The organism is Candidatus Berkelbacteria bacterium, assembly GCA_016187225.1.
Taxonomy (GTDB): Bacteria; Patescibacteriota; UBA1384; order JACPKC01; family JACPKC01; genus JACPKC01.
In genome coordinates, this window is sequence record JACPKC010000004.1 from 56,582 (window position 1) to 82,631 (window position 26,050).

Here is a 26,050-nt window from a genome sequence, read left to right on the forward strand (position 1 = left end):
AGACTCCATGGAACAGGCGGCACTCTATTTTGCGCTCGGGAGCGCAATTTTATCGGTCATCTACGGCTTATTTTTATCTCGTTGGATAACAAAACGTCCCATGGGTACCGGTAAAATGGTTGAGATTTCGTATGCGATTCGTCAAGGCGCTAAGGCGTATCTTGCTCGTCAGTATAAAACCATCACACTCGTTGCCTTAATTTTAGCGCTTGCAATCGGCTTCGGACTCAACTGGATTACGGCCGCCGGTTTCATTGTTGGTGCGGTTTTTTCCGGCATAACTGGTTTTATTGGCATGATGATTTCAACCCAAGCAAATGTGCGTGTCGCTGAAGCCGCTAAAACTGGACTTCGGTCAGCTCTTGCAATTGCTTTTCAAGGCGGCGCTGTGACGGGCTTGCTTGTTGCTGGTCTTGGCCTGCTGGCAGTCGCCGGTTTTTATGCACTGACCAAAGATGTTAATGCCTTGATCGGGCTTGGTTTTGGTGGCTCGTTAATTTCAGTTTTTGCCCGCCTCGGCGGCGGAATTTTTACCAAAGCCGCGGATGTCGGCGCTGATCTTGTTGGTAAAGTTGAGGCTGGTATTCCAGAAGATGATCCGCGCAATCCAGCTGTGATTGCTGACAATGTGGGTGATAACGTTGGTGATTGTGCTGGAATGGCCGCTGACTTGTTTGAAACTTATGCCGTCACAACCATTGCCGCGATGCTCCTCGCTCAAGCTTTTGACGATTTTCTCGGTGAGTCAACTCGGTTGGTTGTCTATCCGCTTGCGTTAGGCGGCGCCGCAGTTCTCTCTTCGGTTATTGGTACCTGGTTTGTGCGTTTGCCAAGCGGCGGTAAGTCGCCACGCATTATGGCGGCAATGTATCAAGGGCTGGCGGTTTCGGCGCTCATCGCTGCCATCGCTTTCTATTTTATCACCACCTCGCTTTTAAATGGTTCTCCGATTGCGAGTATTATTCCAATCAATAATATCTACTACTCAAGCTTGATCGGTCTCGCGATCACCGCGCTGATGGTCTGGATTACTGAATATTATACCGGCACGGGCTTTGGCCCTGTGCGTTCGATCGCCCAAGCCTCAACTACTGGCCATGGCACTAATGTGATCCAAGGACTCGCAATCTCGATGAAAAGCACTGCTCTGCCGGTTGCAGTGATTTGCGCGGGTTTACTCGCCGCTTATTCCCTGGCCAATATTACCGGTGTGGCAATCGCAGCGTTTGCGATGCTGTCAATGACGGGTTTAATCGTGGCAATTGATGCCTACGGTCCAATTACCGACAACGCTGGCGGCATTGCTGAAATGAGCAGTCTACCTAAAAAAGTTCGCGATGTCACCGATCCTCTCGATGCGGTGGGCAACACCACTAAAGCCGTCACCAAGGGTTATGCGATTGCTTCGGCTGGATTAGCCTCGCTGGTGCTCTTTGTCAGTTACGTCCTTGAACTTTCCAAAGCGGGGAGCGAGGGCGGTTTGGGTGCGGCTTACAGTTTTGATCTGGCTAATCCGTTCGTGATCGTTGGGCTCTTTATCGGTGGCCTTCTGCCATTTATTTTTGCCGCTCTCTCGATGGAGGCGGTCGGTAAAGCGGCTGGCGCGGTCGTGGAGGAGGTCCGCCGTCAGTTTCGCACCTTTAAAGGTATCATGAAGGGTACCGAGAAACCCGATTACTCCCAAGCAGTCGATATCGTGACAAAAAGCGCCTTGCGCCAGATGATCTTGCCAGCGCTCTTGCCAATTTTGGCTCCGATTCTCGTCGGTGTCTTCTTTGGCCCCGCGAACGGCCCAATCGTTTTGGGCGCTATGTTGGTTGGAACAATTATTACCGGCCTCTTTTTAGCTCTCTCAATGACAGCTGGTGGCGGCGCTTGGGATAACGCTAAAAAATATATCGAAGAGGGAAATTTTGGTGGCAAGGGGTCTGAAGCGCATAAAGCCGCGGTGACGGGTGATACCGTCGGCGATCCATACAAAGATACCGCCGGCCCAGCGCTTAACCCGCTTATTAAAGTTGTCAATCTTGTTGCCTTGCTGATTATTCCTCTGGTCGTGGCAATTGAGCTTCCCAGTTGGGTCAAGCCAGCTATCGCGCTAACTGCTATTATATTATTGGCAATTGGCTTGCGTCTTGCGCGCTCTAGGCCAGTTGTGGAAGTATCCGCAGTGAAGTGAGGACATGGCTCAAGCGCCAATTCAACTGCGTGCCGTCGTCGACCGATTTGAGGGCCATAAAGGAGTTTTACTCTTTGATGACGCTGATCTTCTCGGCCCGCTTGCTGGTCAAGAATTGGTTTTGCCAAAACGTCTCTTGCCAACTGGTTGCCGCGAGGGCGACGTGATTGTGTTTGATATGCTGACTGATCTTCAGGCTACCCAACATCGTGAGACCCTAGCGCGTCAAGTTCTTGAGGAAATTTTGAATGGTCGATAAAAATTCAATTTCGCGTCGCACACTCCGGCGCTGGATTGTTGGAGGGATAAGCGCCTTACTAGGCGTTCTTGTTTTTGCAGGCGGAATCTATGGTTTCTATACGATTGCTTACGCCGATAGCATTTTTCCAAATACCTATGTCGGGCCAGTCAGTGTGGGCGCCGAATCGCTTGTCGAAGCCGAGACAAGTATTACTCGCGCCGTTCAGGAATACCAAAAGACGTCTTTGAAATTTGCGATTGAGAATGAAGCTCTTTCTTTGGCGCTCGATGAGCTCTCGGTCAATTACGATGCGCTGGAAAGCGCAACGCTAGCCTATGGCTTGGGGCGCACTGGTTCACTTTGGGAAAATCTGCTTATTCAAGTTGGCGGTTTAATTGAACCCAATACTCTTGAGCTTCGTTTGACTTATAATGAGGAAAATCTCAATGATTTTCTTGAGCTCCAAAGTACTAAATTTGATGAGCCAGAACAGAATGCCACGATTGCTTATATTGATGGCGAGGTGAACGTGGTGCCGGAAATGAGTGGTCAGCGCTTCGATCAGGATCGTCTGCGCGCTGAAATCATCGCGAGTCTTAAAACCTTGACCCCGCTTCAAACCGCTGTTTACGAACTTCGGCCTTCAACTCCAACTGTCACGGCTGATCAAGTCAAGGCGCTTTTGCCAATGATCGAGCGGGTTGCGACTCAACCACTGACTTTAGTCGCCGAAGGCAAAAACTATAAAGTCTCGCCGGAACAGTTAAGCGAGTGGCTCGCGATCAGCAAAGAATCAAACCAAACGCCGACAGTTGAAGGATTTTTTGAAACCAACAGCACGGTGATGGTCGGTTTCGATCAGGAGAAAATTCAAGGCTATCTTAAAACTATTGCCACTGAAATTAATCAAGACCCTGTTGATGCGCGCCTGACAATTAAAGATGGCCGTGCGAGCGTTTTTCAAACAAGCAAAGATGGCAAAGCGTTAGATTTGGAGAAGGCGTCGGCCGAAATTATTCAACTTCTCGAAGTGCGCTATCGCAATGCTCGAACGCGCGCTGACGCCAAGGCGGAAACACTCACCCTGCCTGTTAAACTGACGAAGCCAATTGTTAATTCGAGCACAGTTGATGATTTAGGGATTAAGGAGCTGATTGGCAAAGGCACAACCGATTTTTCCGGCTCACCAAATAATCGAGTGCATAATTTGGCAAATGGCACCAAGTTTTTAAGCGGCATTCTTGTTAAACCAGGTGAGGAGTTTTCAACTGTTAAAGCACTGGGCGCCGTCGACGCCTCGACGGGTTATTTGCCGGAGCTCGTCATCAAAGAGAATCGGACAATCCCGGAATATGGCGGTGGATTATGTCAGGTCTCAACAACCCTTTTTCGGGCGATTCTAGACGCTGGCTTGAAGGTGACGGAGCGGAAGGCTCATTCATACCGGGTTAGTTATTATGAGCGGAATGTCGGACCTGGGCTTGATGCAACGGTTTATCTGCCCAAACCCGATCTCAAATTTTTAAATGACACACCCGGTTGGATTCTGGTTCAAGGTTATGTCACCGATAAAGAGCTGACTTTCGAACTCTATGGCACTTCCGACGGCCGCACCGCCAAGATTGATGGTCCCCAAACTTTGTCGCGGACACCACCACCAGCTGATGTTTATGAAACTTCGAGCAGTTTGGCGCCTGGCGAGGTCAAGCAAATTGAAAAACCGCATGAAGGCGCTCGCACCACGGCCACGTATACCGTGATGCGCAATGGAGAAGTGATCAACAGTCAAACTTTTACTTCCAGTTACAAGGCTCTGCCGGCGCGTTTTCTCAAAGGGCCGGATCAGCCAACTGATCAGCCGTCAAACTAACTAACTGTCGTTTTTTTGCCGCCGTTACAAAGGCCGTAAAAAGCGGGTGAGGGGAGAGTGGACGGGATTGAAATTCTGGATGAAATTGCGTGCCGATGAAAAACGGATGGCGCTCCCCCGGGAGCTCAATAATTTCAGCCAAACGACCGTCAGGTGAGGCGCCGGAAATTACCAGGCCGGCAGATTCCAAAATTTCTCGATATTCGTTGTTAAGTTCATATCGATGTCGATGACGCTCGCTCACCCGTCCCCTACCGTAAATTTTTTCCGCGCGGGTGTCTTTTTTAAGTTTAGCTGGGTAGGCACCCAAGCGCATTGTGCCGCCATATTCAAACTTTAAAAGTTTTTTCTCCTGTTCCGGTATAATGTGGATCACTGGATGAGTCGGTCGTTTTTTAATTTCAGTTGTGTGAGCGCCAATGAGATGAGCCACGTGGCGAGCGAACTCAACGGTTGCGAGTTGCATGCCGTAGCAGAGTCCGAGATAAGGAATTTTTTGCTCGCGAGCAAATTTAATCGCTGTGATAATGCCTTCCACTCCTCGACTTCCAAAACCGCCCGGCACGATCACACCGGCGTAAGTATTTAATTCCTGAACGAGTTTGGGATTTGTTTCATATCGTTCAGCGTCAATCCAAGTCATATTTGGCTTAATGCCTTGGGTCCAACCACCATGCTTAACCGCCTCAATCACCGAAATGTAGGAATCGGAGAGTGTATAGTCACCCGTGCCGAAATACTTCCCAACCACCGCAATTTTAATTTCGCGTTTGACGCGCTGGATCGACGCAACTAACTTGCGCCAGTCTTTAAGGTTGTGCCGTCTCGGTTTTAGGCCGAGTTTTTCCAGGATGATCTCCCCTACTCTTTGAGCCTCAAGGATCAAGGGGACTTCATAAATTGAGTCAACATTTGGATTCGAGATCACATCTTCGGGGCGGACATTGCAAAAGAGCGCGAGGCGTTCCCGTCGTCGTTTATCGATTGGCGCATCGGCTCGGCCAACAATCATATCCGGCTGGATGCCCATTGAGTTTAGGAGCTTAACTGATTGTTGAACGGGTTTTGATTTCATCTCGCCAAGCGAGACAGGAATCGGTAAGTAGGCAACATGCACTTGTAGAATATCGGCCGGGGTTTTAAACTTCATAATTCTAGACGCTTCGAAAAATAGAGCATTTTGATATTCGCCGACTGTGCCGCCAAACTCGATAATCACAATTTCAGCCCGCTGGACTCGGCCTGCCTCTTTAATCCTATGGATGATCTCATCAGTCACATGCGGAATCGCCTCCACATCTTCACCCTGATATTCAAAGGCGCGTTCGCGGCGCAGAACCTCCTGATAGACTTGGCCAGTTGTAATGTAATTCGCGCGTCCCAAATTGACGTTCATGAAACGTTCGTAATTGCCCAAATCCTGATCGGATTCTAATCCATCATCGGTTACAAAGACCTCGCCATGCTCTTGAGGGCGGATGGTGCCGGCATCAAGATTTAAATACATATCGACTTTAATCGCTGTCACGCTAAAACCGGTCGATTCCAACAAACGCCCGATCGAAGCGGCGGTCACCCCTTTGCCGAGGCCGGAAATTACTCCGCCCGAAATGAAGATATATTTTCTTGAGTTCATCAACTTTTCCCCTTTGTGACTGATTCTAATAAAAAATGGCACCAAGCTCTGGGAGTTTTCAAGTGCCCTTTTTAAAGTATCGAACGGAGGTAAAAATACAAGCAATCTTGTGCACAATTAAGTGCGTGGTTAGGATAAGCTAAGGGAGTTGTTGAGTTAAGGATTTTTTCACTTCTGTCAGTCTCGCGCTGACATTTAAAGAGAAAAGTGAGGAAGTCTTATCCATAAGGAGACGATATGAATATGGCTGAAAGCATTTTCAAGGCTTACGATATTCGCGGCATCTATCCAGATCAACTCGACGAAGAGGGTGTTTATCAAATTATTCAGGCGTATATTAAAGTTGTAAAGCCTAAAAAAGTTGTTGTCAGTCGCGATGTGCGTGAACATGGACCCCAGCTTCAGCAAGCGGCCATTCGGAGTTTTATCGAAGCTGGAGTGGATGTTGTCGATGCGGGTTTGGTCTCGACAGATATGTTCTATTGGGCGGTCGCTAATTTACCCGTCGAGGGCGGAGTCACTTTATCTGCCTCACATAACGCTCGAGAGTGGAACGGTTTAAACATGGCTCGACAAGGCGCCGAACCGATTTCGAAGGAATCGGGTCTAGATGAGATTAAAAATCTTGCCCTAGCCGGATGTCGAGTCGAGAGTGATCGCAAAGGTATGATTAAGGAACAAGACATTCTCGATGATTATTGTCGCTGGCTTCTTTCGTTAATCGATGTCGGCAAATTGACCCCGCTCACACTTGCTGTTAATCCCAACCATGGCTATCAAGGAATTGTTTTAGAGCGGATCATCGAGCTTGGCAAACTCCCAATCAAAGTTAAGAAAATCTATTTCGAACCGGATGGTACTTTTCCTCTGCCCGGTGGGCACCCTAATCCGCTGATTCCGGAGAATCGTCACGCAAGCGTTGAACTTGTGCAGACCTCGGCCGCCAATCTTGGTGTTTCATGGGATGCAGACGGTGATAGATGTTTTCTCATCGATGAGACAGGACGGTTCCTTGAGGGCTATTTCACGACAGCTGTACTTGCGGTTGAACAACTCAAGAAGCATCCGGGTGGCAAAGTGATTATTGACCCAAGGCTGATTTGGGCTTCAACCCAGGCGATTCTGGCAAATGGCGGTCTGCCAATTATCTCGCGGGCTGGTATGACCATTATCGCCAAGCGCATGCAGGCTGAAGGCGCAATTTTTGCAGGCGAGATGAGCGCGCATTATTATTTTCCCGAGACGTATAATCGAGATAATGGCATGTTGCCGCTTTTCCGCATTCTTGAGCTAATGGCCTCAAGCAGGAAGAAGCTTTCAGAAATTTATGATCCCTACCTTGCCAAGTACTTTGTCTCCGGGGAGATCAACAGCACAGTCACTGATATTCAAATGATTCTAAAATCAATCGAGACCAAGTATGTTGGTGGCAAAGTTGAGCATATCGACGGGGTTTCAGTTGAGTACCCTGACTGGCGCTTTAATTTGCGCTCTTCAAACACTGAACCACTTCTGCGGCTCAATGTTGAGGCGAATTCGAAGAAAGTGATGGAGCAAAAGCGTGACGAACTGCTCGCAATTATTCGAGCGTAATTAGACCGATTTGTTCTTTGACCGTTTTAAGAGTTTGTGCGGCGACTGGTTGCACTCGCTCGGTGCCATCTTTAAGAATTTGCGCAAGATACTGTTCGTCGGCAATTAATTTGTCGTATCTCGCTTGGACCGGTGCCAGAAACTTATTGATTTCATTTGCCAGACTCTCCTTAAACTCGGCATAGCCTTTGCCAGTGTATTCAGCGACAATCGTTTCGATTGTTCGGTCGGTAACGCCAGCGAAAATCGTGAGTAGGTTTTTGAGCGCCTGTTTATCATCTGAAAATTCAATCTCATTGCCGGAATCGGTGACAGCTTTTCTGATTTTCTGCCGAACGGTATCGGCAGTGTCGGTCAGTGCGATGTAATTATAGGTAGATATTGCCGACTTGCTCATTTTATTCGCTGGATCATCAAGACCGAGAATTCGTTTTGTCTCATCGATGAGGCGCGGTTTTGGCAGGGTAAACGTTTCACCGAAACGACTATTGAAGCGCTTGGCAAGATCGCGTGTGAGTTCGATGTGTTGAACCTGGTCTTCGCCAACGGGCACTTCTTCAGTTTGGTAAAGTAAAATGTCGGCCGCCATCAAAGTCGGGTAGGCAAAAAGTCCAACATTGACGCGCGCGCGATCGATGCCTCGTCCTTTTTCCTTAAACTGGGTCATCCGCTCAAGTTCGCCAAGATTTGTCAGTGTCAATAGAATCCACTGAAGCTCGCAGTGTTCTGGGCGGGAACTTTGCAAGAAGAGTGTTGAGCGAGCTGGGTCAAGACCAAGCGCAAGGTACATTGCCGCGACAGATAAAATTTGGTTGGCAAGTTTTTTGGGTTCCTGTAAGACGGTGAGCGCATGCAAGTCGGCGATAAAATATGTTACTTGTTCACCTTGAGCCTGAAGTTCAATCTGTTGCTTGATCGCTCCCAAATAGTTTCCAAGATGCAGGCAACCCGACGGCTGGATTCCAGACAAAATTTTCATAACACCACCTTACTTTTGCCTCTAGCCTATCAATAAGCGAGTGCTATAATCAACCACGCAATGCCTCTCTCGAATGCCGAGAAAGCGATTCTTGTTCCACTCATTTTTTTCGATCTTTTTGATCGTCCGCTTCGGCCGGAGATTGTTTATTTATTGACCTATCGCACCTCGCTCACTCGCAAACGTTTTGACGACGTAGTTGAGGGGTTGATTGAACGCGGTCTGCTCATGTCTCGACGCGGTTTTTTGCATTTAAGCGACCGGCCGGGACTCGCTGAAAATGGTATTCTGCGCGAGCGTATTTCACGCGAATTATATGAAGACGCAGTGCAACTCGTCAAAAAGTTCACGACCGTTCCATTTATAAAAATGATTGCGGCGATTAATTCGCTTGCTTTTTGGAATGCGCATCATAATTCAGACATTGACCTTTTAGTGGTGACCGAGCCTGGTAAAATTGCGGTTGCGCGCGATCATATCAATCTGCTTTTGACTTTTTGGCGTCGTCGCAATACCCGCCCGCCCAAACGGCGCAAGGTTGCCGTCGATGTAATGGTAGATACGCTTCAACTCGATGCGATGGATTGGCGCCAAAAACCTCAAGATATCTACTTTGAATTTTGGTTTGCGCGCCTGGCGCCGCTCATCGATCGCGATTCAACCTATGCTCGTTTAATGAATAAAAATATGTGGATCCGAGGAGTGTTTCCACAGTTCAAGCCGCGTGATGATTTTCTTATTCAGTCAAGTGAAGCGCGGGATCGTCAGCCTTCGGTATGGGAACGTTGGTACCAAACATCGCTTGGTCAACGCTTAGGCGCCTTGATGGCTTACAAGCAGAGATATCGCCTAAAGAACTATCAAGCTCGAATTGGCAAACAGGGTCTAGTTGTTGTCAAGCCGCATCTTTTGCGTTTTCATGTCCCGGATCGTCGGGCAGAGTATCAGGAACAGTTTGAACGTCGATGGAAAACAGTCGAAGAATTAGCCTTGTAAGCGCCCATTTCCCGCCGAATGTTGTTGGCGGCGCAGAGTTAAATGCGGCGTTTTTGGCCGAACTTCTAACTCGCGAAGGTTGGGACGTAGTCATGCTCACGGGCGCCGCAGTTTTACCGCGCAAGCCACCATATCGAATTATCAGCGTACCCGCTCTGCGGCCACGTCCAAGTTTAATTTATGAACCGTGGTGGGCGCGTCGAACCGCTCAAAAAATTCAACGCTTAATTGGTCATTCAACGCTTGTGCATTCTTTCGATGTGCTCTCGCGCGCCGTGGTGGCGGAAGCGAGTCATCCTAAAAAAGTCACTACTCTGCAAGACATTTCGGCAGTCTGCGGCACAATCAATCGACTCTGGGTTGACGGCCGGATTTGTCCAGGTTGCAATCTTCAAAATTTACGCCATCACTGTTTGACGGTGCAAGGAAAGAAAGGTGTCGCTCGCTGGGCGCGAATCGCGCGGTACTGGAGCGCAACGGTTAGGCCCTATCGCAAAAATCTTCTCGATTCGTATCAAGCGATTACCACTGTTTCGGAGTTTATTAAAACATTTGTCGGAGTTCCGCGCGCTGTTGTCGTTCCCGATCTTTTACATCCGCTCAAACCAACGTGCAAACTGCCGCACACAACCGCGCCAACCATTCTAGTAGTTGGTCGCCTAGCCTTTGATAAAGGCACCGATCTCATTTTAAAAGCCTTAGCCGAATTGCCTGAATTTTTGCTTGAGTTTGTTGGTCGCGGCGACCAAGCGCGCTGGCAAAATTTGACTCACGCACTCAAGATTGCCGATCGAGTCACTTTTCATGAGGCTATTGCGCATGCTGAAATCGGAAGTTGGTATCAGCGCGCGGACGTAGTCGTTCTACCCTCGCGCGCACCTGAAGCCTCGAGTCGCTCACTTCTCGAAGCAATGAGTTGCGGTCGAGCAGTCGTTGCGCCCAACTACGCTGGTCCTAAAGAGCTTATCATCGATGGCTCAACCGGCCGCTTATTTGATCGTGGTGATCCACATGATCTTGCCCGAGTAATCCGTCAGGCATACAGAGAACGCGTTTCGCTCGGCAAACGTGCTCTCGCCGTTAGTTTGAAGTATCATCCCGATAAAGTTTTGCCTCAATATCTCGAACTTTATCGGGAACTTTTACAAGCTTGACAAACTTCTCGTCTACGGAGTAAAGTAAAAATCTGGCGGTGGCGGAAGAGGGTTCCCCCTTACCTCCCGTCCCGCCTTAAAATACGACTCCGAGGGGGTCAATTTAATGTTAAATATCAATAAGTTAGCGGAGGCAAAGATGTTTGCAATCCAACCACTTGGAGATCGCGTTCTCCTTAAACTCCTCCCGGCCGAGGAGACGACGCACAGTGGAATCATTATTCCTGATACCGCCAAAGATAAATCCCAGCAGGCCACCGTTGTTGCTGTCGGACCGGGCAAACGCGACAAAGACGGCAAGCGCATTGAGCTCGACGTTAAAGAAAGCGATGTCGTTTTAATCCCGCAATATGGAGGAGATGAAATTAAATATGAGGGCGAAGAATACAAAATCGTTGGCGCCGATGATATTTTGGCGCGCGTGACAAAAAAGTAAGGAGCACCCATGTCTAAACAAATTCTTTTCGCACAGGACGCTCGAGCGAAGCTCCAACAGGGCATCAACAAACTCGCCGACGTGGTTAAGGTTACTCTCGGACCCAAGGGTCGAAATGTGGCGTACGATAAAGGTTTCGGCGCGCCTGATATTGCCAATGATGGCGTGACAATCGCCAAACAGATCGAGCTTGAGGACCATTTTGAGAACATGGGCGCTCAACTCGTGCGCAAAGTTGCCGAAAAAACGAATGATGTCGCAGGTGACGGCACAACGACAGCAACCATTCTCGCGCAGATTATCATCAATGAAGGCACAAAAAACGTTGCGGCTGGAGCGAATCCCATGGCGATTCGTCGTGGTTTAGAAAAGAGTGTCCAGGCAGTGATAGAGTCGCTTAAAAAACGCAAAAAAGTTGTTTCAGGCAAAGAAGAAATTGCTCAAGTCGCCTCGATCTCGGCCGGCGATCGCGAGATTGGTGAACTGATTGCCGAAGTGATGGACATGGTCGGCAAAGATGGCGTTATTACCGTTGAGGAAAGCAACACTCTTGGTCTTGAAAAAGAAGTTGTCGAGGGCATGCAATTTGATAACGGCTATATCAGCCAGTACATGATGACGGATGCTGGTCGTATGGAAGCGGTTTATGAAGATCCGTATATCTTAATCACTGATAAGAAAATCTCGGCCATTAATGAAATTCTGCCGGCGCTTGAGCGTTTGAGCCAAACTGGTCGCAAGCAACTTGTGATCGTTGCCGAAGATGTTGATGGCGAGGCGTTGGCAACTTTGGTGGTTAATAAATTAAGAGGCGTTTTTCAAACCTTGGCTGTCAAGGCGCCCGGTTTTGGCGATCGACGCAAGGCAATGCTCGCCGATATTGCAATTCTAACTGGCGGCACCGTCATTTCTGAAGAAACAGGCATGAAACTCGAAGACCTAACTCTCGAGCAACTTGGTCGCGCCCGCAAGATCATAGCCGATAAAGAAAAGACGACGATTGTTGATGGCAAGGGCGACACAGTCGCGATCAAGGATCGCGTAAGTCAAATTCGCAAGGAGATTGAGAAGACAAAATCCGATTACGATCGTGAAAAACTCGAAGAGCGTTTAGCAAAGCTCGCTGGCGGGATTGGGGTGGTAAAAATTGGCGCGGCGACCGAAGTTGAGCTCAATGAAAAGAAGCTTCGGATCGAAGATGCGGTCAATGCCACGAAGGCGGCGGTTGAAGAGGGGATAGTGCCAGGCGGCGGTGTTGCTTACGTTGATAGTATTCCCGACCTTGACAAACTCAAGATTATTGACGACGAGGAGCAGGTGGCGCAGAAAATTCTCCGTCGCGCGCTCGAAGAACCAATGCGCCAAATCGCTAAGAATGCTGGCGTTGATGGCTCGGTGGTGATTGAAGAAGTGAAGCGTCGCGAAGCGGGGATGGGGTACAATGCGGTGAGCGGTGAGTATGTGGATATGATTAAAGAGGGCATTATCGATCCGCTCAAGGTAACGCGTTTTGCCTTGGAAAATGCCGCGTCAATTGCTGGCCTTGTTCTGACAACTGAAGTGGCTGTGGCCGAAAAACCTGAAGAGAAGAAAGAGATGCCACCGATGCCTGACGCCGGCATGGGCATGTAAGTTTTACCAAGACTGAAAAAGCGCCTCGATGAGGCGCTTTTTCATGCCATTTGCTCTCTTTATACTCGGGATAAGTCATATTTTCCTATCGTTAACGCTTGAGACTCTGTTCGATCAGGGGTGTGATGCGTTGGAAGATTGTTCCAACGCCCGGCAAAACCTCAAGTTTTTGAAGAATAATCAGTAGACTGTAAAGAATAATTACGGCTCCAAGCGTTGAGCCGATTCCGAATAAGATGCCTCGCCAAATAATTAGCCGCCAGGAATTTTCACGCCTGGACATTTTGCGAAGCGTAGTCTGAATCTCCTCAAACTGTTTCTCAATCTTCGTATCAGTCATGGCGCAACGCGGCAATTGGGTCTAGGCGCGCGGCTCGATAAGCGGGCGCAATGCCAAAGATCAGTCCGACGGTAATGCCCACGCCAACGGCAAGCAAGATCGCATCGGGCGTGATGATCGGTGTTAAGGCCGAGTATTTAATTGTAAGTTGGGTTCCAATCCAGGCGATACCAACCGCTAAAAGCGCGCCAAAAACGGAAAGCACTATGGATTCAATCAGAAATTGCCACAAGATCGCGCTCGTGGTCGCGCCGACGGCTTTGCGCAAACCAATTTCTCGCGTGCGTTCAGCTACTGAAACAAGCATGATATTCATAATACCTACACCCGCCACGACAAGCGAGATGCTTGCAATCGCCGCGACCGCCGCAGTCAGGAGATCGAGAATAGTATTCACCGTGCCGATGAGATCATCTTGCGTTAGCACTGTAAAGTCTTCCGGCGCATGATTTTCTTCCAAACGAGTTTGAATGATTTTAACGTAGTTTTTGGCATCGACATCTGAATCAAGCGTCAAAATAATCCGCATCACTTTCACGCCGCCGGCAATCTCACCGGCCGTGTGAATAGGAATCAAAACGATGCTGGAATAGTCTGATCCTCCAAGGACGCTCGCAGAGTCGGGCACCTTTGTAATGCCGACTACTTCAAAAGTTTCTTTACCGATCTGCACTGATTCGCCAAGGGCTTCAGCATCGCCAAAAAGCGTTTTTTTAATGCCAGGGCCAAGCACAATCACGCGTTTAGCTAACCGATCTTCGTCATCAGAAAATATCCGACCGCGATCGATCTCAAGGCTCGACATAGTTGTGGTAATTGCGGAATTGGTGCCGAGCAAGAGCGCTTGAGGCGCGGTCGTTTGATCACGGCGCAGAACTCCCCCAACTAACATATAGGGCGAAATTGCCTTGACGTCAGCAAGTTCATCAAGCGTTGCGACATCCTCTAGTTTGAGAATGTCGCCGGAAATTAAATTAGTGCTAAATCCTCCGCCGTTTGAAGGATCAAATTCGCCGGGAAGAATTGCGATCAGATTCGAACCAAGTGTCGAAATTTCTGAATTAACGTCGCGGCGCAAGCCTTCGCCTAGAGCGAGAAATGTAATCACCGACGAGATGCCGATTATTACTCCTACGATCGTGAGAAATGTCCGCAATTTGTGTTGCCAGATCGATGCGATTGCCAGTTTGAATGCATCCCAAATCATATGATTATTCCGTCTTTAACTTGGATTTTAGTATCTGCTTGAGCGGCAATTGCGGGATCATGCGTAACTACAATCAAAGTTTTACCGTCGTGATTAAGTTCACGAAGCAGACTCAAGATTGACCCGCCAGTCACGGAATCTAAATTGCCCGTTGGCTCATCGGCCAGAATGATTTTTGGATCGTTAATGAGCGCGCGGGCGATCGCCACTCGCTGTTGCTCCCCGCCCGAAAGCTGATTTGGCCGGTGATGCAGACGTTGACCAAGGCCGACTAATTTCAGTAGGGCCTGCGCTTTCGGTTTGCGATCCCGGAGGTGGGTGTATACGCCTGGCATCATAACGTTTTCAAGCGCCGTAGACTTGGGGAGTAAATGGAATTGTTGGAATACGAACCCGATTAACTCGCGTCGCATTTGAGCTCGTCTTAAATCATGAGTGAGGTCATCGACTCGTTTGCCATCCAATTTATAGGCGCCATCGCTTGGTCGATCGAGCAGGCCAAGAATATTGAGAATCGTGCTTTTGCCAGAACCAGATGGCCCAATAATTGCAGTGAAACTTCCTGGTTCAATCGAAAAAGAAGCTTGGATGAGGGCTTTCGTTGCGCCTTCACCCTTGCCATACATTTTACTCACGTTCGTGAAACGTATAATCGGAGGAATCATGCCGTTGCCTGCTCTTTGAGTAAAAAGCTCTCGGCCACTGTCGCGCGTCGGGTGCTGTCCCGCACGACAATAATTTTAGGTGTCACCTTAACAATTTGTTCTCGTGCGATAATTCGTTCCGGGCCGAAAAGTTGATTGACGTGAATTTTAGCTAGCATTTCAAGATCAGTTTCAATTACCAAATCTGAAACTCGGCCGATGTATTCGTGCTCTTCGCTTTCCACGCGTTTACCCAGCCAGCGTTCGCGGCGCCGGGTGGCGGATTTGAAAGGTTGAATTTCATCTGGGGAGAGGAGTGAATCGTGGCTATTAATGATGATTGCTTGCGCCTCATAACTGACTACATCGCGACTTGAAAGAGCTTTCTTGCGGCTCAACCAACCCATTGGTTGAATCCAAAAACCAATCAACTCACCTGTGTCGGGATGTAAAACTACATCGAGGACTGTCCCAACTCGCGCTTCTTCATCAAGCGCCGCGACTGGCAATTGTTTGAGCATGCCAAGTTGCAAAAGCATATTGGTATTTTACCAGATAACTACTCATTTACGCGTTCTACATACTGCCCGGTCGCCGTATTGATCCGTACCTTGTCGCCGCTTTTAATAAAGAGCGGCACTTGAATTATGAGACCGGTTTCAAGAGTTGCTGGCTTCATGGCCGCTGATTGAGTGTCTCCCTTAAACCCTGGTTCGGTGTAGCTAATCGAAAGTTCAACTTTAGCCGGAAGTTGGATTGCAAGAATTTGATTATTATAAAGTATTAAATCCACTTCCAAGCCATCAACTAGATAATTAATATCTGCTCCTATTCGCTCCTCGGCGAGTGTATACTGCGCAAAGGTATCGCTTTCCATAAAAGTCGCGCTGGTTGGATTATTGTAAAGAAATTGGCCTTTGCGACGAGCGATGTCGGACTCCTCAAATGATTCACCGCCCCGGAAGGTGCGTTCATAAATTGCGCCAGTTTTCAAATTACGCACTTTAGTGCGGAGGACCGCCCCGCCTCGCCCCATTTTCGAGTGTTCGGCCGCGATTACCTGATGCGGCGCCCTATCAAGTTCGAAAAATGTCCCTACCTTAAGGTCGGTAATTCCAAGCATAATTGTTCCTTTAATCCAGCGACTCGCTATTGGCAACTTACCGCGTTGTGTAGGGCAAAATTGCTAGGTAGCGGGCACGTTTAACTGCCTCCGCTAACCGCCGCTGATGGCGAGCGCAAGTGCTGGTGTCTTTAGCTGATTTGAGTTTACTCCAAGTGCCCAAATAACGGCGCAGAAGGCCAGCATCTTTGTAATCGATCCAGTCAATTTTCTTTTTGCAAAATGCGCAACTGCGCTGGGAAATTCGAGGCATAATTCCTTTCTAAAATGGAATATCGTCGAGGTTGATTTCATCTGGGGCAGTGACCGGTGCGGTTTGAGGACTGCCCTTTTTATTCGGTTTAGGCATTTCAAGCTTAACCCCACCCGATGGCTCGCTTTCCTCGCTACCGCGACTGCTCGGGCCAAGCGCGCTGATCTGATCGGCAATGATTTCAGTTGTGAAACGCTTCACACCGTCTTGTCCTTCCCAGGAGCGAGTGCGGAGTCGGCCGACCACTAAGACTTTGCGCCCTTTGTGCAAAATTTGGCTACAAATTTCAGCAAGCTTGGCCCAGGCAACAATATTATGAAACTCCGCTTCTTCTTGTTGTTGGCCATCTTTGCTTGTCCAGCGGCGATTAGTCGCTACGCTAAAACTCGCCACGGACTGACCCGATGTTGTTGAACGCAGTTCTGGATCGCGCGTCAGGTTTCCGAGAACGATTGCTTGATTAAAATCGGCCATCCTTCCTCCTTATTGAGCTTTTATTTGGTCTTGATCGTTGGCGAGGAGTTTATCAAGTTGTTCTTGGAGCTTTTGTTCACGCTCGCGCGTGTTGGCTTCGCTTTCTGGAGTCGGAGTTTTGGCAGTTGCTTGCTCGGGTTGTTCCAAATCCTTTGCTTCCTGCAAACCTTCGATCTTCAAGTCGGCTGTAATCATCGAGGTTGCTGGCGCGGTCACGATTAAATACCGGAGAAGTTCATTCATAAGACGCAGGCGACGGTCGAGGATTTCGAGTTGATCAGGCTCGAGAGTAAAGCGTAAGGCGGTGTAATAACCGGCGGTTTCTTTGTGCATTGGGTAGGTGAATTGTCGGCGACCCAGAGCGCGCTCGGCAGTGATATGGCCTTTCAATTCTTGAATCAGATTCGCGACACCTGCATTGGTCTCGTCGCGAGTGATAACCGTAATTTCATATTGATGCATGCTAATTTTCCTTTTTCTGTTCTTTCAGGAGTGGAGTGTAACAAACTAATCGCTATGGGTAAAGAGTTGGCGCTCAATAATTTTTAGACATTGAATCTAAACTCAATGACATCGCCATCGGCAACCACATAGTCTCGGCCCTCTTGTCGCAATTTACCGGCGCTTTGGGCGCCATCCTTGCCGTGGTAGGTGAGAAAGTCGGCACAACTAATCACCTCGGCTTTGATGAAACCGCGTTCGAAATCAGTATGAATCACCCCAGCCGCTTGAGGCGCGGTTGCGTCTCGCTGGATTGTCCAGGCTCGCACTTCTTTCGGTCCGGCCGTAAAGTAGGTGATTAAGCCGAGCAGGGCAAAGGCCTCACGGATTAGGCGATCCAAGCCTCGTTCCTTGAAGCCGAGACTGGCTAGATATTCAATCTGTTCGTTTTCGTTCAGCGTTGAGAGTTCGGCTTCGATCTTGGCCGAGATTGGAACCAATGGTGTGCTGGCAAATAAGCTCGGCTCGGCCTCAATCAATTCCTTGATTCGCTCCCCTGTTTTGTCAAGTTTTGTTTCTGACACATTGAGCACACACAGCATAGCTTTGGCAGTTAAAAGTCGAAATGATTTGAGGCGTGCACTTTCTGCTTGCGAAAGAGGGATCGAACGGACTCCCCTGCCCTGCTCGACTTCGGTTTTGATTCGCTTGAGGAGAGATTGCAAAGTAGTCGCTTCAGGATCACGAGCTTTAATCTTCCCTTCCAGATTCGCGAGAGCGTGTTCAAGAGTCTCCAAATCTTTGAGCGCCAATTCGGTTTGAAGAATGTGAATGTCTTCAAGCGGGTCGACGACACCTGTCACATGCACAACGTCTGGATCGGTAAAATCCCGCACCACGAGAGCAATCGCATCAACGTCGCGGATATTGGCCAGAAATTTATTGCCCAAACCTTCGCCTTGATGAGCGCCGGCAACGAGTCCGGCAATGTCCACAAAAGTCACCGTTGCTGGCACAATTCGCGTTGGCTGAACAAGCTCGGCAAGTTTTTGGAGTCGATTATCGGGCAAATCCACAATCCCGATGTTTGGATTGATCGTGGTAAAAGGAAAATTACTTGCTTGCGCGTTCTGTTTTTTCGTGAGCGCGTTAAAAAGCGTTGATTTACCAACGTTAGGGGGTCCAACAATCCCAATCGTGAGTGACATGGGCGAAATTGTACTGCATCCTCTCCTGAATAGAAAGGGTCTGGTAAAAGAAAAGCCCGGCGGCTCCATTGAGGAGCTCTTGCCGGGTGTGTGATTAGGCGGAGCGCAAGTTGGCTCGCAGGGCGATCATCGAGGTTTTTAGCCTTTCGATGTTTTCGCCCCGCCTACCTGGCCTTTGATTGAGAAGTTCGATCGAAATCTCGAGCATCCCAAGCAATTTGGCGCGTTGCAGTCTTGCAAGCTCGCGCCGGATGCGAAAGAAAGCCTTGAGCTTGCCTTCCACATCCTTGACGACTGCGCCGATTTTATCATGGGCGCAGATATCGGGTTCGCTCAACTCCCAACACTTTGTGTGAATGGAGTCGATGAGATTGCGAAAATCTTCATCGCTCACTTTTTACCGCCTTCCTTCGCATAGTCCGCCTTGGTTGAGGTAGGCGTAGAGAAGATCGAGCTCGCGGAGCAGAGCGCGATTTTGCTCGCGGTAGCTTGACTGATCGAGCGCCTCGAGCGCCTCGGTGATGTGTGTTCGAATGACCTTTTCTCGATCACTGCCATGTGGCGCGTCGACCGAAAGTAGCAATAACTCATTTATTGCATTTCTCATCTCGTACTCGCCCGCGCCTTGCCCGGTTATTATCCGGTTGATCATGGCGTGGAAGGAGGCGAATACGAGTTCGCGCTTCCGTTCCTTTGCGAGACTTAGGTCAGAACGCCTCTTATTAGATTCCTCCATTTTTCCATCATCCCCTTCTTTTTCGGTCTCGGTTTTTTCTCGTTATGTTGTTGATAGAACTCTCCAAGCGCCTCAAAAAGCGCTCGGAAAGTCCACTGCGAACAGCGGCCGATCGGACTCCGCACCTTCCCGATCCAACGGCGCAGAGCTGGTAACTCTTGTTCTTCGGCGCGCTCGAAGAGTAACATCACCGCGCCCTCGATCCGACCGGCTTGATAAGCGCTCTCCCGGATCGAACCCGGCTCGCGGATGAGCGTTTCCATCAGCCGTTCAATTTTATCTTGGCATTCTTTGGACGTATGAATTGTAAAAACCTCCTCTTCTTTACTCAACTCAATATAGGCCGAGCAATCAGGCAGAGTAGTCCAAACTTCCGCACGGGTCAATGCATTAAGGCTTTTACATTACTTTTTCAAGAGTTTCTTACTTACTGTTTATCCTTTTCCGACCATGGAAAGCTTTGTGGACCTCGTGGAGATGCTGATCGGTGAGATGAGTGTACCGCTGAGTTGTGGCCACCGAGGAATGACCCAGTAGCGCCTGGACTGATCTCAAATCAGCCCCGGATCGGAGTAAATCTGTTCCGAAAGAATGGCGCAATGTATGCGGAGTAACGTGTTCAGCCAAACCGGCTTGGGCCGCGTAGCCTTGAATTAAACGCTGGATAGTTCTTGGAGTGAGTCGCCCCCCGCTTTCTCCGTTCCGCTTGATCCTTACAAAAAGCGCCGGATCATCATCTGTTCGCGCGGCGACATATGTTTTAATGGCGCTTTGAGCGCCAGGAGAGAGAAAGACGACTCGGCGTTTTCTGCCCTTCCCCACCACACTCACCTCTTCCCTATTTTCCACTTCTTGGCGGTCGAGCCGCACGAGTTCGGCCACACGCAAACCGGTTGAAAAGAGCGTCTCCAGAATCGCTTGGTCTCTCTTTCCTTTTTGGACGCGAAGATTAGGCGCGGCTAAGAGTTTGGCGAGATGCTCTCTGTCCAAAAAATTTACTTCAATCGTTTCGGCGCCCGGTAGGTCAATTCTTTCGCTTGAAAGAGTTCGGATATTTTGTTTTGCCAGCCAACCCAAGAGCGCTCTTAGGGCAACGAGGTGGTAATTCTGTGTCGCGCGACTCAATTCACGTTCGTTTAATTTTAGCCGATAGGTTCGAACATGCTCGTCGGTGAGTGCGCCGACATTTATGTTATGTGTGAAGTCTAGAAAACGGCCTAAATAGTGCTCATAGTTTTCAATTGTTCGCGGTGCTAGGCCTTGTGCGAGTTCGCAATCTTCTAAAAAACGTCGAATTGCTTGAGAAAGTTGCATCGCGGGTATTATAGCATGTACCATACTCATATATGTTGAATTTTTTACTTGCGGTCGACCAACTCGACCGATCTTTACTTAAAAACGTCAATAGTTTGGTTGGCATTTCGTCGGCCCTCGATCTTGTTTTGCGCGTGATAGCTGAATGGTTTATTTACCTTACGCCGCTTCTGCTCCTTGGCGCGTGGTTTTGGCTTCGTTTTAGCGCCCGCTCTCAAAATTGGCTGACAGATCGCATTCGACTCGTTGAGTTCACAGCCGCCGGACTGCTCGCCTGGCAGATTTTGAGCCGGATTATTAAGGCATTTTACTTTAGAGAGCGCCCCATCTCGGCTGGCAATGGCGTCAAGGAAGTTTTTTTTCATCGCCCCGATGAATCTTTTCCTTCTGATCATGCGGCCTTCCTATTTGCGCTCACTGCTTACGCCTATCTTCTTGGTTGGCGTCGCGTCGGTCACGCGCTTTTACTGGTTAGCCTTTTGATCTCTTCTGCTAGGATTATCACGGGCACTCATTGGTTTAGCGATATTCTAGCGGGGACGCTCCTCGGCATCGCAAGCGCGTTTTTGCTCTGGAAATTTAGGGTTCAATTCAGACATTACTTTGCCGCACCCGTTACACGCTTAATAAATAATTTAGGGCTCTAAACGATGAAGTTATTGTGCATCTTCATGTCATCGCGAGGGCGCAACTGTGGCGATCCCGAATATCGCGAGGACTCAAATGTTTGATTTTGAACTTACTGAACTCATTAAAACAGTCGGACTCCTGGGTGTTTTTGGGATCGTTTTTGCCGAATCGGGCTTATTGATAGGTTTTTTCCTACCCGGTGATAGCTTGCTTTTTACAGCTGGTTTTTTAGCCTCGCAAGGTTATTTAAATCTTAGCCTCTTGATCGTCGGCAGTTTTGTGGCGGCAGTGATTGGCGATAGCGTCGGCTACGCCTTTGGCAAAAACATCGGCCCAGCGCTTTTTAAGCGCGCCAATAGTCGCTGGTTTAAGCAGGAGCATTTAATTCGCGCTCGTGAGTTCTATGCTAAGTACGGCGGTCGGACGATCGTGCTGGCCAGATTTATACCTTTCATTCGAACATTTGCCCCGATCGTGGCAGGGATCAGCGAGATGGGTTATCAAACTTTCATCTTGTATAATCTTATTGGCGGAGCGCTCTGGGCAGTTGGCGTGCCGTTTTTGGGCTATTTTTTAGGGAGTATCATACCGAATGTGGATCAATTGCTTTTGCCAATTATCGCAACTATTATCTTAGTTTCTATTCTGCCACCAATCGTAGAATATATGAGACGTCGCAAGAAAGGCTGACATGAATTTTACACGTTCTACGTTCGTGAATGGTATAAGAATTTTAACAGCGCCCCAACATGAAACGAAGGCGATGACTCTGCTCTTTCTAGTTGGCGCTGGTTCGCGTTTTGAAAACCCGACTCAAAACGGCATCTCGCATTTTTTGGAGCATATTTTATTTAAAGGCACGGAAAAATATCCAAGCCCACAGGCGCTAGCTGAAACACTCGACGGTATCGGTGCGGCCTTTAATGCCTATACGTCAGAAGAGTATACGGGTTTTTATGTGCAAGCGGCGGCTGAACATTTTTTGCTTGCGCTTGATGTGCTCCACCAGATGTTTTATCACCCTTGTTATGCCGAAGCGGATATTGAGCGTGAAAAGGGTGTTATCATTGAGGAGATAAATATGTATCGCGATCTACCTCAACGTCATGTCTGGGATGTCCTAAAATCCTTGTTGTATGGCGACACGCCGCTGGGACGAAATATCGCTGGTAGCAAAGAAACTGTCACCAGCTTTACACATACTACGTTCGTAGATTACCAAAAAGATTTTTACACGCCTGATAATCTTATTTTGGCAGTCGCCGGTAATCCCGCCACTTATGACTGGCAAAAAGAAATTCAAAATTTATTTGCGCAAAAACAGGGCAAACGCATAAAACAATTTGATCACGTTCGTATAATAAGTAGCGCACCACAAGTGCGAGTCGAAAACCGCCAGACCGATCAAACTCATCTTGCGCTCGCCCTGCCGGCCATTAAAGAAACCGATGAGCGTTTGCCAATTCTGGCAATCTTAAACACAATTCTGGGTGGCTCGATGAGTTCGCGGCTTTTCAATGAGGTGCGTGAAAAAAGGGGCTTGGCCTACTATGTGCGCTCAAGTGTTGATACTTATCACGACACCGGTAATCTCGTCATTGCAACCGGGGTGCGCAACTCGCATGCGCAAGAGGCGATCAAAGTGATTTTGAATGAACTCGATCTCTTGCGTCGCAAGCCCATTTTGCCTGCTGAACTTAAAAAGGCTCAGGAGCATTTTAAGGGCAAACTCGCGCTCGAACTTGAGTCGTCGTCTGAAATTTCGGCTTTTCTAGCGCAACAAGAACTTTATTATCGTCAGCAATTTCAGCCTGAAGAGTTAATCGCTAAAATTGAAGCCGTGACGACAAAGCAAGTGCAAGAACTCGCGGAAGAGCTCTTTGTCTCGAGTCGACTAAACCTGGCAGCGATTGGTCCATTTGAGGAATCAGATTTCCTGCCAATCCTTGAGCGAGTCTTTACGTGAAGCAATTTACCGCTTACTATTTCATTGATCGTCACACTTCGCTCGCGATTACATGTAAAAGGAAGAGTAAGGAAGCCCCAATCAGAAAGGCACTATGAATACAACTGAACGAACGGTCGTAATCATTAAACCCGATGGTGTTCAGCGGGGGATTATCGGCGAGATTTTGCATCGTTTTGAGCGCCGCGGCTTGAAGCTAATTGGGATGAAGTTTCTCAAACTCCCAGTCGAACTCCTTGAGGAACATTACGCCCATCACAAAGACAAGCCCTTTTTCTCCAAGCTGATTGCCTTCATGACTTCAGCGCCGGCGCTGGCGATGGTTTTAGAAGGTAAGGATGGTGTGAATGTTGTTCGGGCAATGACAGGCCCGACTAAAGGCACAGATGCGTTTCCCGGCACGATTAGAGGTGATTTTGCTCTGTCGCATCAACAGAATGTTATTCATGCTTCAGAGAGTATTGAGATTGCGAACCAGGAAGTAAAACGTTTTTTCGACGACCGTGAACTTTTTGACGACTATCAACGCGCTGATTGGCCGATGGTTTACGCCGAAGATGAACGAAATTAACGCATCTATGATTAAGTGTAAGAAATTGCCCAAACAATTTTCTTTACGCAAGTCAGCTCGCGTTCAATCTGCATCAACAGCCTCACGCCACGCCCGAAATGTTGACAAATAATTGACGATGAACATCTCGCAACTTTTGATTCCCTTCTTTGCCGCCGTTTTAGTTTCGCTTAGCCTCACCCCATTAGTTAGGAAGCTTGCTCTTATTTGGGGCGCAATTGCCAAACCCGGCGGGCGACATATTCATGTTCGCACCACACCTAAACTCGGTGGTTTGGCGATCATCGGCAGTTTTTTCACGGTCGTAGTTTATATACTCATAACCAATCCAAGCCAGCTTCATTTCGTCGACATGGCCATTCTCGGTCTTGATGCAAATCTTTTTGGAGTGCTCGCGGGCGCTTTGATTCTCGTTGCACTGGGTGTGGTTGATGACAAATACGATCTGCCGCCGCGTGTTAAACTTCTCTTTCAAATGATCGCAACTCTCACAGTAGTTCTCTTTGGCGTAAAAATTTGGTGGGTGAGTCATCCATTCGGTGGCCCCGATATTCTCCTTGGCAACTGGACATATCTTATCGTCCCGCTTTGGCTTCTGGCAATGATCAATGTGATGAATTGGTTCGATGGCTTGGATGGCTTGACTTCGGGTCTCTCCATTATCGCGAGCCTTGCCATTGCTTTCCTTGCCCTGGAGCCGTTTGTCGATCAACCCGCAACCGCTCTTCTGGCGATCATTCTCGCTGGCGCTACTTTGGGTTTTCTACCCTTCAACTGGAACCCAGCCTCGATTTTTCTTGGCGACACTGGTTCGATGTTTTTAGGTTATATGGTGGGCATTTTTGCCATTATCTCGGGCGCGAAACTAGCAACCGCGGCGCTCGTGCTCGGAATTCCAATTTTTGATGCTGTCTGGGTGGTTCTGCGTCGCCTTCTTACCGGCCAGCCGCTCATGCAAGGAGATCGCAAACATCTCCACCATCGTTTTCTTGATGCCGGTTTTCATCCGCGCACTGCCACACTGATGCTTTATTCGATCGCCGCTCTCTTTGGCTTAATCGCTCTTAATACCGGCACGGAAGGCAAAGTTGTCGCTCTGGGTTGGCTAGTTGCAGGGCTCGTAATCCTTGGTATGCTACTTGTAATTAAAGCAAAACAAAATCATTAGGAATATGCTTAATCCATGAAAAGAACTTTACGCAAATTGGGTTTATGGATTTTTGTTGTTGTGACAATTTTGACCATGGTTCTACTCACGGCTCTTCCGGCTTTTGGGTTGTAAATTTTTATGGAGGGAAAGTACTTATTCGACGGTCAGCGAGATGGTGAAGAGGTGCTTTTTATGTGGCGTCGTCATCCCTGGACAATGGCACGTCAGGCATTTCTGACGTTGGCCGGCACCCTAATTCCAGTCGTTGCCTTTGCGGTTTTTGGCGCTAGCCTCGTGACCTCGATTCTGATCGCCATCTGGTTGATATTTATTCCAGCTCTTGTCTGGCTGACATGGTATGAATGGTGGAACGATATCTACATTCTTACCAACCAGCGCTTGATCGATATCGATCAAAAGCAACTCTTTCATCGGACTGTTGCCGAGGTGCCGCTTGAAAATCTCCAAGATGTTACCTTTGAAGTTAGAGGTATTTTCCCAACCCTCTTAAATTATGGAAACGTTGAAATCCAAACAGCTTCGTTCACGGAAATTGATATGGTGGGTGTGACCGATCCGCAAGCAGTTCATCAGGCCGTGCTTCGCACCGCAGCTAAACTTCGCAAAGACAATCCCTTAATAACCTCAACTCAAATCAAAAAGAAACCACCTAAGCGACAATTGGGATAACAAACTTACACCTCCCACCGAACACCTTGTAGGTGTAAGATGGGAGGTGTAAGTAATCCACAGTTTCTCGGAGCTTATGCGATATACTAAATCTATGCTCGCTCACGGTCAGTGAGGAGTAATGTGTAATGGATGATGGGTAGTTCTCGGCTCGGTCACTGACCTCGCTCGAACAAGCATCAGCTTGAAGAACAACACCCTTAGAGCATCACTATCCATTGCGGGGTAGAGGAGGGGTAAAGCGTGGAATGTACTCACAGTTACTGTGTCACAGCTGGTGATCGTGGTTTTGTTAGGCGGGCTCACAAGCATCTCCTTGAGCGTTTTTCAAGCTATCACCAGTGGCATCACCACCCGCATCATCGCCAAATTCACTGGGCGGCTCTTGGTTTGCACCTAGCCCTGATTTTCTCATTAGTTTTAAGTAGCATCTCTTCTGGCACAGTCTTCGCCGCCACCAACAACTGGACCTTCGCCACCGCCGGCGACTACACCCTCTCAAGCTCTGATCTTTTAGAAGTCACCGGTTCGGCATCCCGACTGAAGGTTAGAAACTATGCCAATGACAGTAACACCAAAGCCCTTTA

30 protein-coding genes are annotated in these 26,050 nt (G+C 48.6%); 15 read left to right on the forward strand and 15 right to left on the reverse strand.

The features are described 5' to 3' along the window. Positions 1-7: 7 nt before the first annotated feature. Genes HYW32_00970 through HYW32_00980 form a run of 3 tightly spaced genes read left to right on the forward strand, consistent with a single transcriptional unit; the run spans position 8 to position 4,290 of the window. A complete protein-coding gene (locus HYW32_00970) occupies positions 8-2,179 on the forward strand; it encodes a sodium-translocating pyrophosphatase (GenBank protein MBI2589591.1) in 2,172 nt (723 codons plus the stop codon). Positions 2,180-2,183: 4 nt separating this feature from the next. Beyond that, positions 2,184-2,438: a DUF3006 domain-containing protein gene (locus HYW32_00975; protein ID MBI2589592.1), complete on the forward strand. Its 255-nt coding sequence runs from the start codon at positions 2,184-2,186 to the stop codon at positions 2,436-2,438. Further along, the gene (locus HYW32_00980; GenBank protein ID MBI2589593.1) at positions 2,428-4,290 is read left to right on the forward strand and encodes a VanW family protein; all 1,863 of its coding nucleotides are present in this window, start codon (positions 2,428-2,430) and stop codon (positions 4,288-4,290) included. The genes HYW32_00975 and HYW32_00980 overlap by 11 nt, the downstream gene beginning before the upstream one ends. Here HYW32_00980 and HYW32_00985 read toward each other — a convergent pair. Then, on the reverse strand, positions 4,250-5,926 hold the full coding sequence (locus tag HYW32_00985) for a CTP synthase (protein ID MBI2589594.1): 1,677 nt from the start codon (positions 5,924-5,926) through the stop codon (positions 4,250-4,252). The two genes, HYW32_00980 and HYW32_00985, sit on opposite strands and share 41 nt — an antisense overlap. A 243-nt stretch (positions 5,927-6,169) precedes the next feature. Between HYW32_00985 and HYW32_00990 the strand changes: the two genes are divergently transcribed. Continuing rightward, positions 6,170-7,519 carry a phosphomannomutase/phosphoglucomutase gene (locus HYW32_00990; GenBank protein ID MBI2589595.1) on the forward strand — a complete coding sequence of 450 codons (1,350 nt, stop codon included), beginning with the start codon at positions 6,170-6,172 and terminating at the stop codon, positions 7,517-7,519. On the opposite strand, the gene trpS is transcribed toward HYW32_00990, so the two are convergent. Further along, positions 7,506-8,498, reverse strand: a complete 993-nt coding sequence (gene trpS / locus HYW32_00995) for a tryptophan--tRNA ligase (protein ID MBI2589596.1) — start codon at positions 8,496-8,498, stop codon at positions 7,506-7,508. The two genes, HYW32_00990 and trpS, sit on opposite strands and share 14 nt — an antisense overlap. A 60-nt stretch (positions 8,499-8,558) precedes the next feature. Between trpS and HYW32_01000 the strand changes: the two genes are divergently transcribed. The 4 genes from HYW32_01000 to groL all read left to right on the forward strand — a co-directional run bounded on the left by HYW32_01000 (position 8,559) and on the right by groL (position 12,716). Beyond that, positions 8,559-9,494, forward strand: coding sequence for a hypothetical protein (locus HYW32_01000; GenBank protein ID MBI2589597.1), 936 nt, complete (start codon positions 8,559-8,561; stop codon positions 9,492-9,494). After that, positions 9,464-10,648, forward strand: coding sequence for a glycosyltransferase family 4 protein (locus tag HYW32_01005; GenBank protein ID MBI2589598.1), 1,185 nt, complete (start codon positions 9,464-9,466; stop codon positions 10,646-10,648). The genes HYW32_01000 and HYW32_01005 overlap by 31 nt, the downstream gene beginning before the upstream one ends. A 139-nt stretch (positions 10,649-10,787) precedes the next feature. After that, positions 10,788-11,084 carry a co-chaperone GroES gene (locus HYW32_01010; protein ID MBI2589599.1) on the forward strand — a complete coding sequence of 99 codons (297 nt, stop codon included), beginning with the start codon at positions 10,788-10,790 and terminating at the stop codon, positions 11,082-11,084. A 9-nt stretch (positions 11,085-11,093) separates the two neighbouring features. Continuing rightward, positions 11,094-12,716: a chaperonin GroEL gene (gene groL, locus HYW32_01015; protein MBI2589600.1), complete on the forward strand. Its 1,623-nt coding sequence runs from the start codon at positions 11,094-11,096 to the stop codon at positions 12,714-12,716. A 91-nt stretch (positions 12,717-12,807) separates the two neighbouring features. Here the strand turns inward: groL and HYW32_01020 are convergent, their stop codons facing one another. The 13 genes from HYW32_01020 to HYW32_01080 form a co-directional block, all read right to left on the reverse strand. Further along, positions 12,808-13,056: a hypothetical protein gene (locus HYW32_01020; protein ID MBI2589601.1), complete on the reverse strand. Its 249-nt coding sequence runs from the start codon at positions 13,054-13,056 to the stop codon at positions 12,808-12,810. Continuing rightward, positions 13,049-14,263, reverse strand: a complete 1,215-nt coding sequence (locus tag HYW32_01025; protein ID MBI2589602.1) for an ABC transporter permease — start codon at positions 14,261-14,263, stop codon at positions 13,049-13,051. Before HYW32_01025 ends, HYW32_01020 begins: the two co-directional genes overlap by 8 nt. Then, entirely contained in the window at positions 14,260-14,928 is a 669-nt protein-coding gene (locus HYW32_01030) for an ABC transporter ATP-binding protein (GenBank protein MBI2589603.1), read from the reverse strand. The genes HYW32_01025 and HYW32_01030 overlap by 4 nt, the downstream gene beginning before the upstream one ends. Next, positions 14,925-15,446, reverse strand: coding sequence for a PRC-barrel domain-containing protein (locus HYW32_01035; GenBank protein MBI2589604.1), 522 nt, complete (start codon positions 15,444-15,446; stop codon positions 14,925-14,927). The genes HYW32_01030 and HYW32_01035 overlap by 4 nt, the downstream gene beginning before the upstream one ends. A gap of 20 nt (positions 15,447-15,466) precedes the next feature. Further along, on the reverse strand, positions 15,467-16,030 hold the full coding sequence (gene efp, locus HYW32_01040) for an elongation factor P (protein ID MBI2589605.1): 564 nt from the start codon (positions 16,028-16,030) through the stop codon (positions 15,467-15,469). Positions 16,031-16,067: 37 nt separating this feature from the next. Beyond that, on the reverse strand, positions 16,068-16,283 hold the full coding sequence (locus tag HYW32_01045) for a 30S ribosomal protein S18 (protein ID MBI2589606.1): 216 nt from the start codon (positions 16,281-16,283) through the stop codon (positions 16,068-16,070). Between the two features lie 9 nt (positions 16,284-16,292). Next, positions 16,293-16,757 (reverse strand): single-stranded DNA-binding protein, encoded by a 465-nt coding sequence (locus HYW32_01050; protein ID MBI2589607.1) that lies wholly within the window; start codon positions 16,755-16,757, stop codon positions 16,293-16,295. Between the two features lie 9 nt (positions 16,758-16,766). After that, on the reverse strand, positions 16,767-17,219 hold the full coding sequence (gene rpsF, locus HYW32_01055; protein MBI2589608.1) for a 30S ribosomal protein S6: 453 nt from the start codon (positions 17,217-17,219) through the stop codon (positions 16,767-16,769). 83 nt (positions 17,220-17,302) lie between these two features. Then, on the reverse strand, positions 17,303-18,406 hold the full coding sequence (gene ychF, locus HYW32_01060) for a redox-regulated ATPase YchF (GenBank protein ID MBI2589609.1): 1,104 nt from the start codon (positions 18,404-18,406) through the stop codon (positions 17,303-17,305). Between the two features lie 94 nt (positions 18,407-18,500). After that, entirely contained in the window at positions 18,501-18,800 is a 300-nt protein-coding gene (locus tag HYW32_01065) for a hypothetical protein (protein ID MBI2589610.1), read from the reverse strand. Positions 18,801-18,803: 3 nt separating this feature from the next. Then, positions 18,804-19,058 carry a hypothetical protein gene (locus HYW32_01070; GenBank protein MBI2589611.1) on the reverse strand — a complete coding sequence of 85 codons (255 nt, stop codon included), beginning with the start codon at positions 19,056-19,058 and terminating at the stop codon, positions 18,804-18,806. Between the two features lie 50 nt (positions 19,059-19,108). Then, positions 19,109-19,528, reverse strand: a complete 420-nt coding sequence (locus tag HYW32_01075) for a hypothetical protein (GenBank protein MBI2589612.1) — start codon at positions 19,526-19,528, stop codon at positions 19,109-19,111. A 37-nt stretch (positions 19,529-19,565) separates the two neighbouring features. Continuing rightward, the gene (locus HYW32_01080) at positions 19,566-20,456 is read right to left on the reverse strand and encodes a tyrosine-type recombinase/integrase (GenBank protein ID MBI2589613.1); all 891 of its coding nucleotides are present in this window, start codon (positions 20,454-20,456) and stop codon (positions 19,566-19,568) included. A 32-nt stretch (positions 20,457-20,488) separates the two neighbouring features. Here HYW32_01080 and HYW32_01085 point away from each other — a divergent pair, with 32 nt between their 5' ends. The 7 genes from HYW32_01085 to HYW32_01115 form a co-directional block, all read left to right on the forward strand. Continuing rightward, the gene (locus tag HYW32_01085; protein ID MBI2589614.1) at positions 20,489-21,103 is read left to right on the forward strand and encodes a phosphatase PAP2 family protein; all 615 of its coding nucleotides are present in this window, start codon (positions 20,489-20,491) and stop codon (positions 21,101-21,103) included. Between the two features lie 76 nt (positions 21,104-21,179). Further along, a complete protein-coding gene (locus HYW32_01090; GenBank protein MBI2589615.1) occupies positions 21,180-21,776 on the forward strand; it encodes a VTT domain-containing protein in 597 nt (198 codons plus the stop codon). A gap of 1 nt (position 21,777) precedes the next feature. Next, positions 21,778-23,052, forward strand: coding sequence for an insulinase family protein (locus HYW32_01095; protein ID MBI2589616.1), 1,275 nt, complete (start codon positions 21,778-21,780; stop codon positions 23,050-23,052). Between the two features lie 94 nt (positions 23,053-23,146). Beyond that, the gene (gene ndk / locus HYW32_01100) at positions 23,147-23,623 is read left to right on the forward strand and encodes a nucleoside-diphosphate kinase (GenBank protein MBI2589617.1); all 477 of its coding nucleotides are present in this window, start codon (positions 23,147-23,149) and stop codon (positions 23,621-23,623) included. A 118-nt stretch (positions 23,624-23,741) separates the two neighbouring features. Next, entirely contained in the window at positions 23,742-24,791 is a 1,050-nt protein-coding gene (locus tag HYW32_01105; protein MBI2589618.1) for an undecaprenyl/decaprenyl-phosphate alpha-N-acetylglucosaminyl 1-phosphate transferase, read from the forward strand. Between the two features lie 120 nt (positions 24,792-24,911). Beyond that, positions 24,912-25,463 carry a PH domain-containing protein gene (locus tag HYW32_01110; protein MBI2589619.1) on the forward strand — a complete coding sequence of 184 codons (552 nt, stop codon included), beginning with the start codon at positions 24,912-24,914 and terminating at the stop codon, positions 25,461-25,463. Between the two features lie 243 nt (positions 25,464-25,706). Continuing rightward, on the forward strand, positions 25,707-26,050 hold a 344-nt coding region (locus HYW32_01115), incomplete at its 3' end, for a hypothetical protein (protein MBI2589620.1).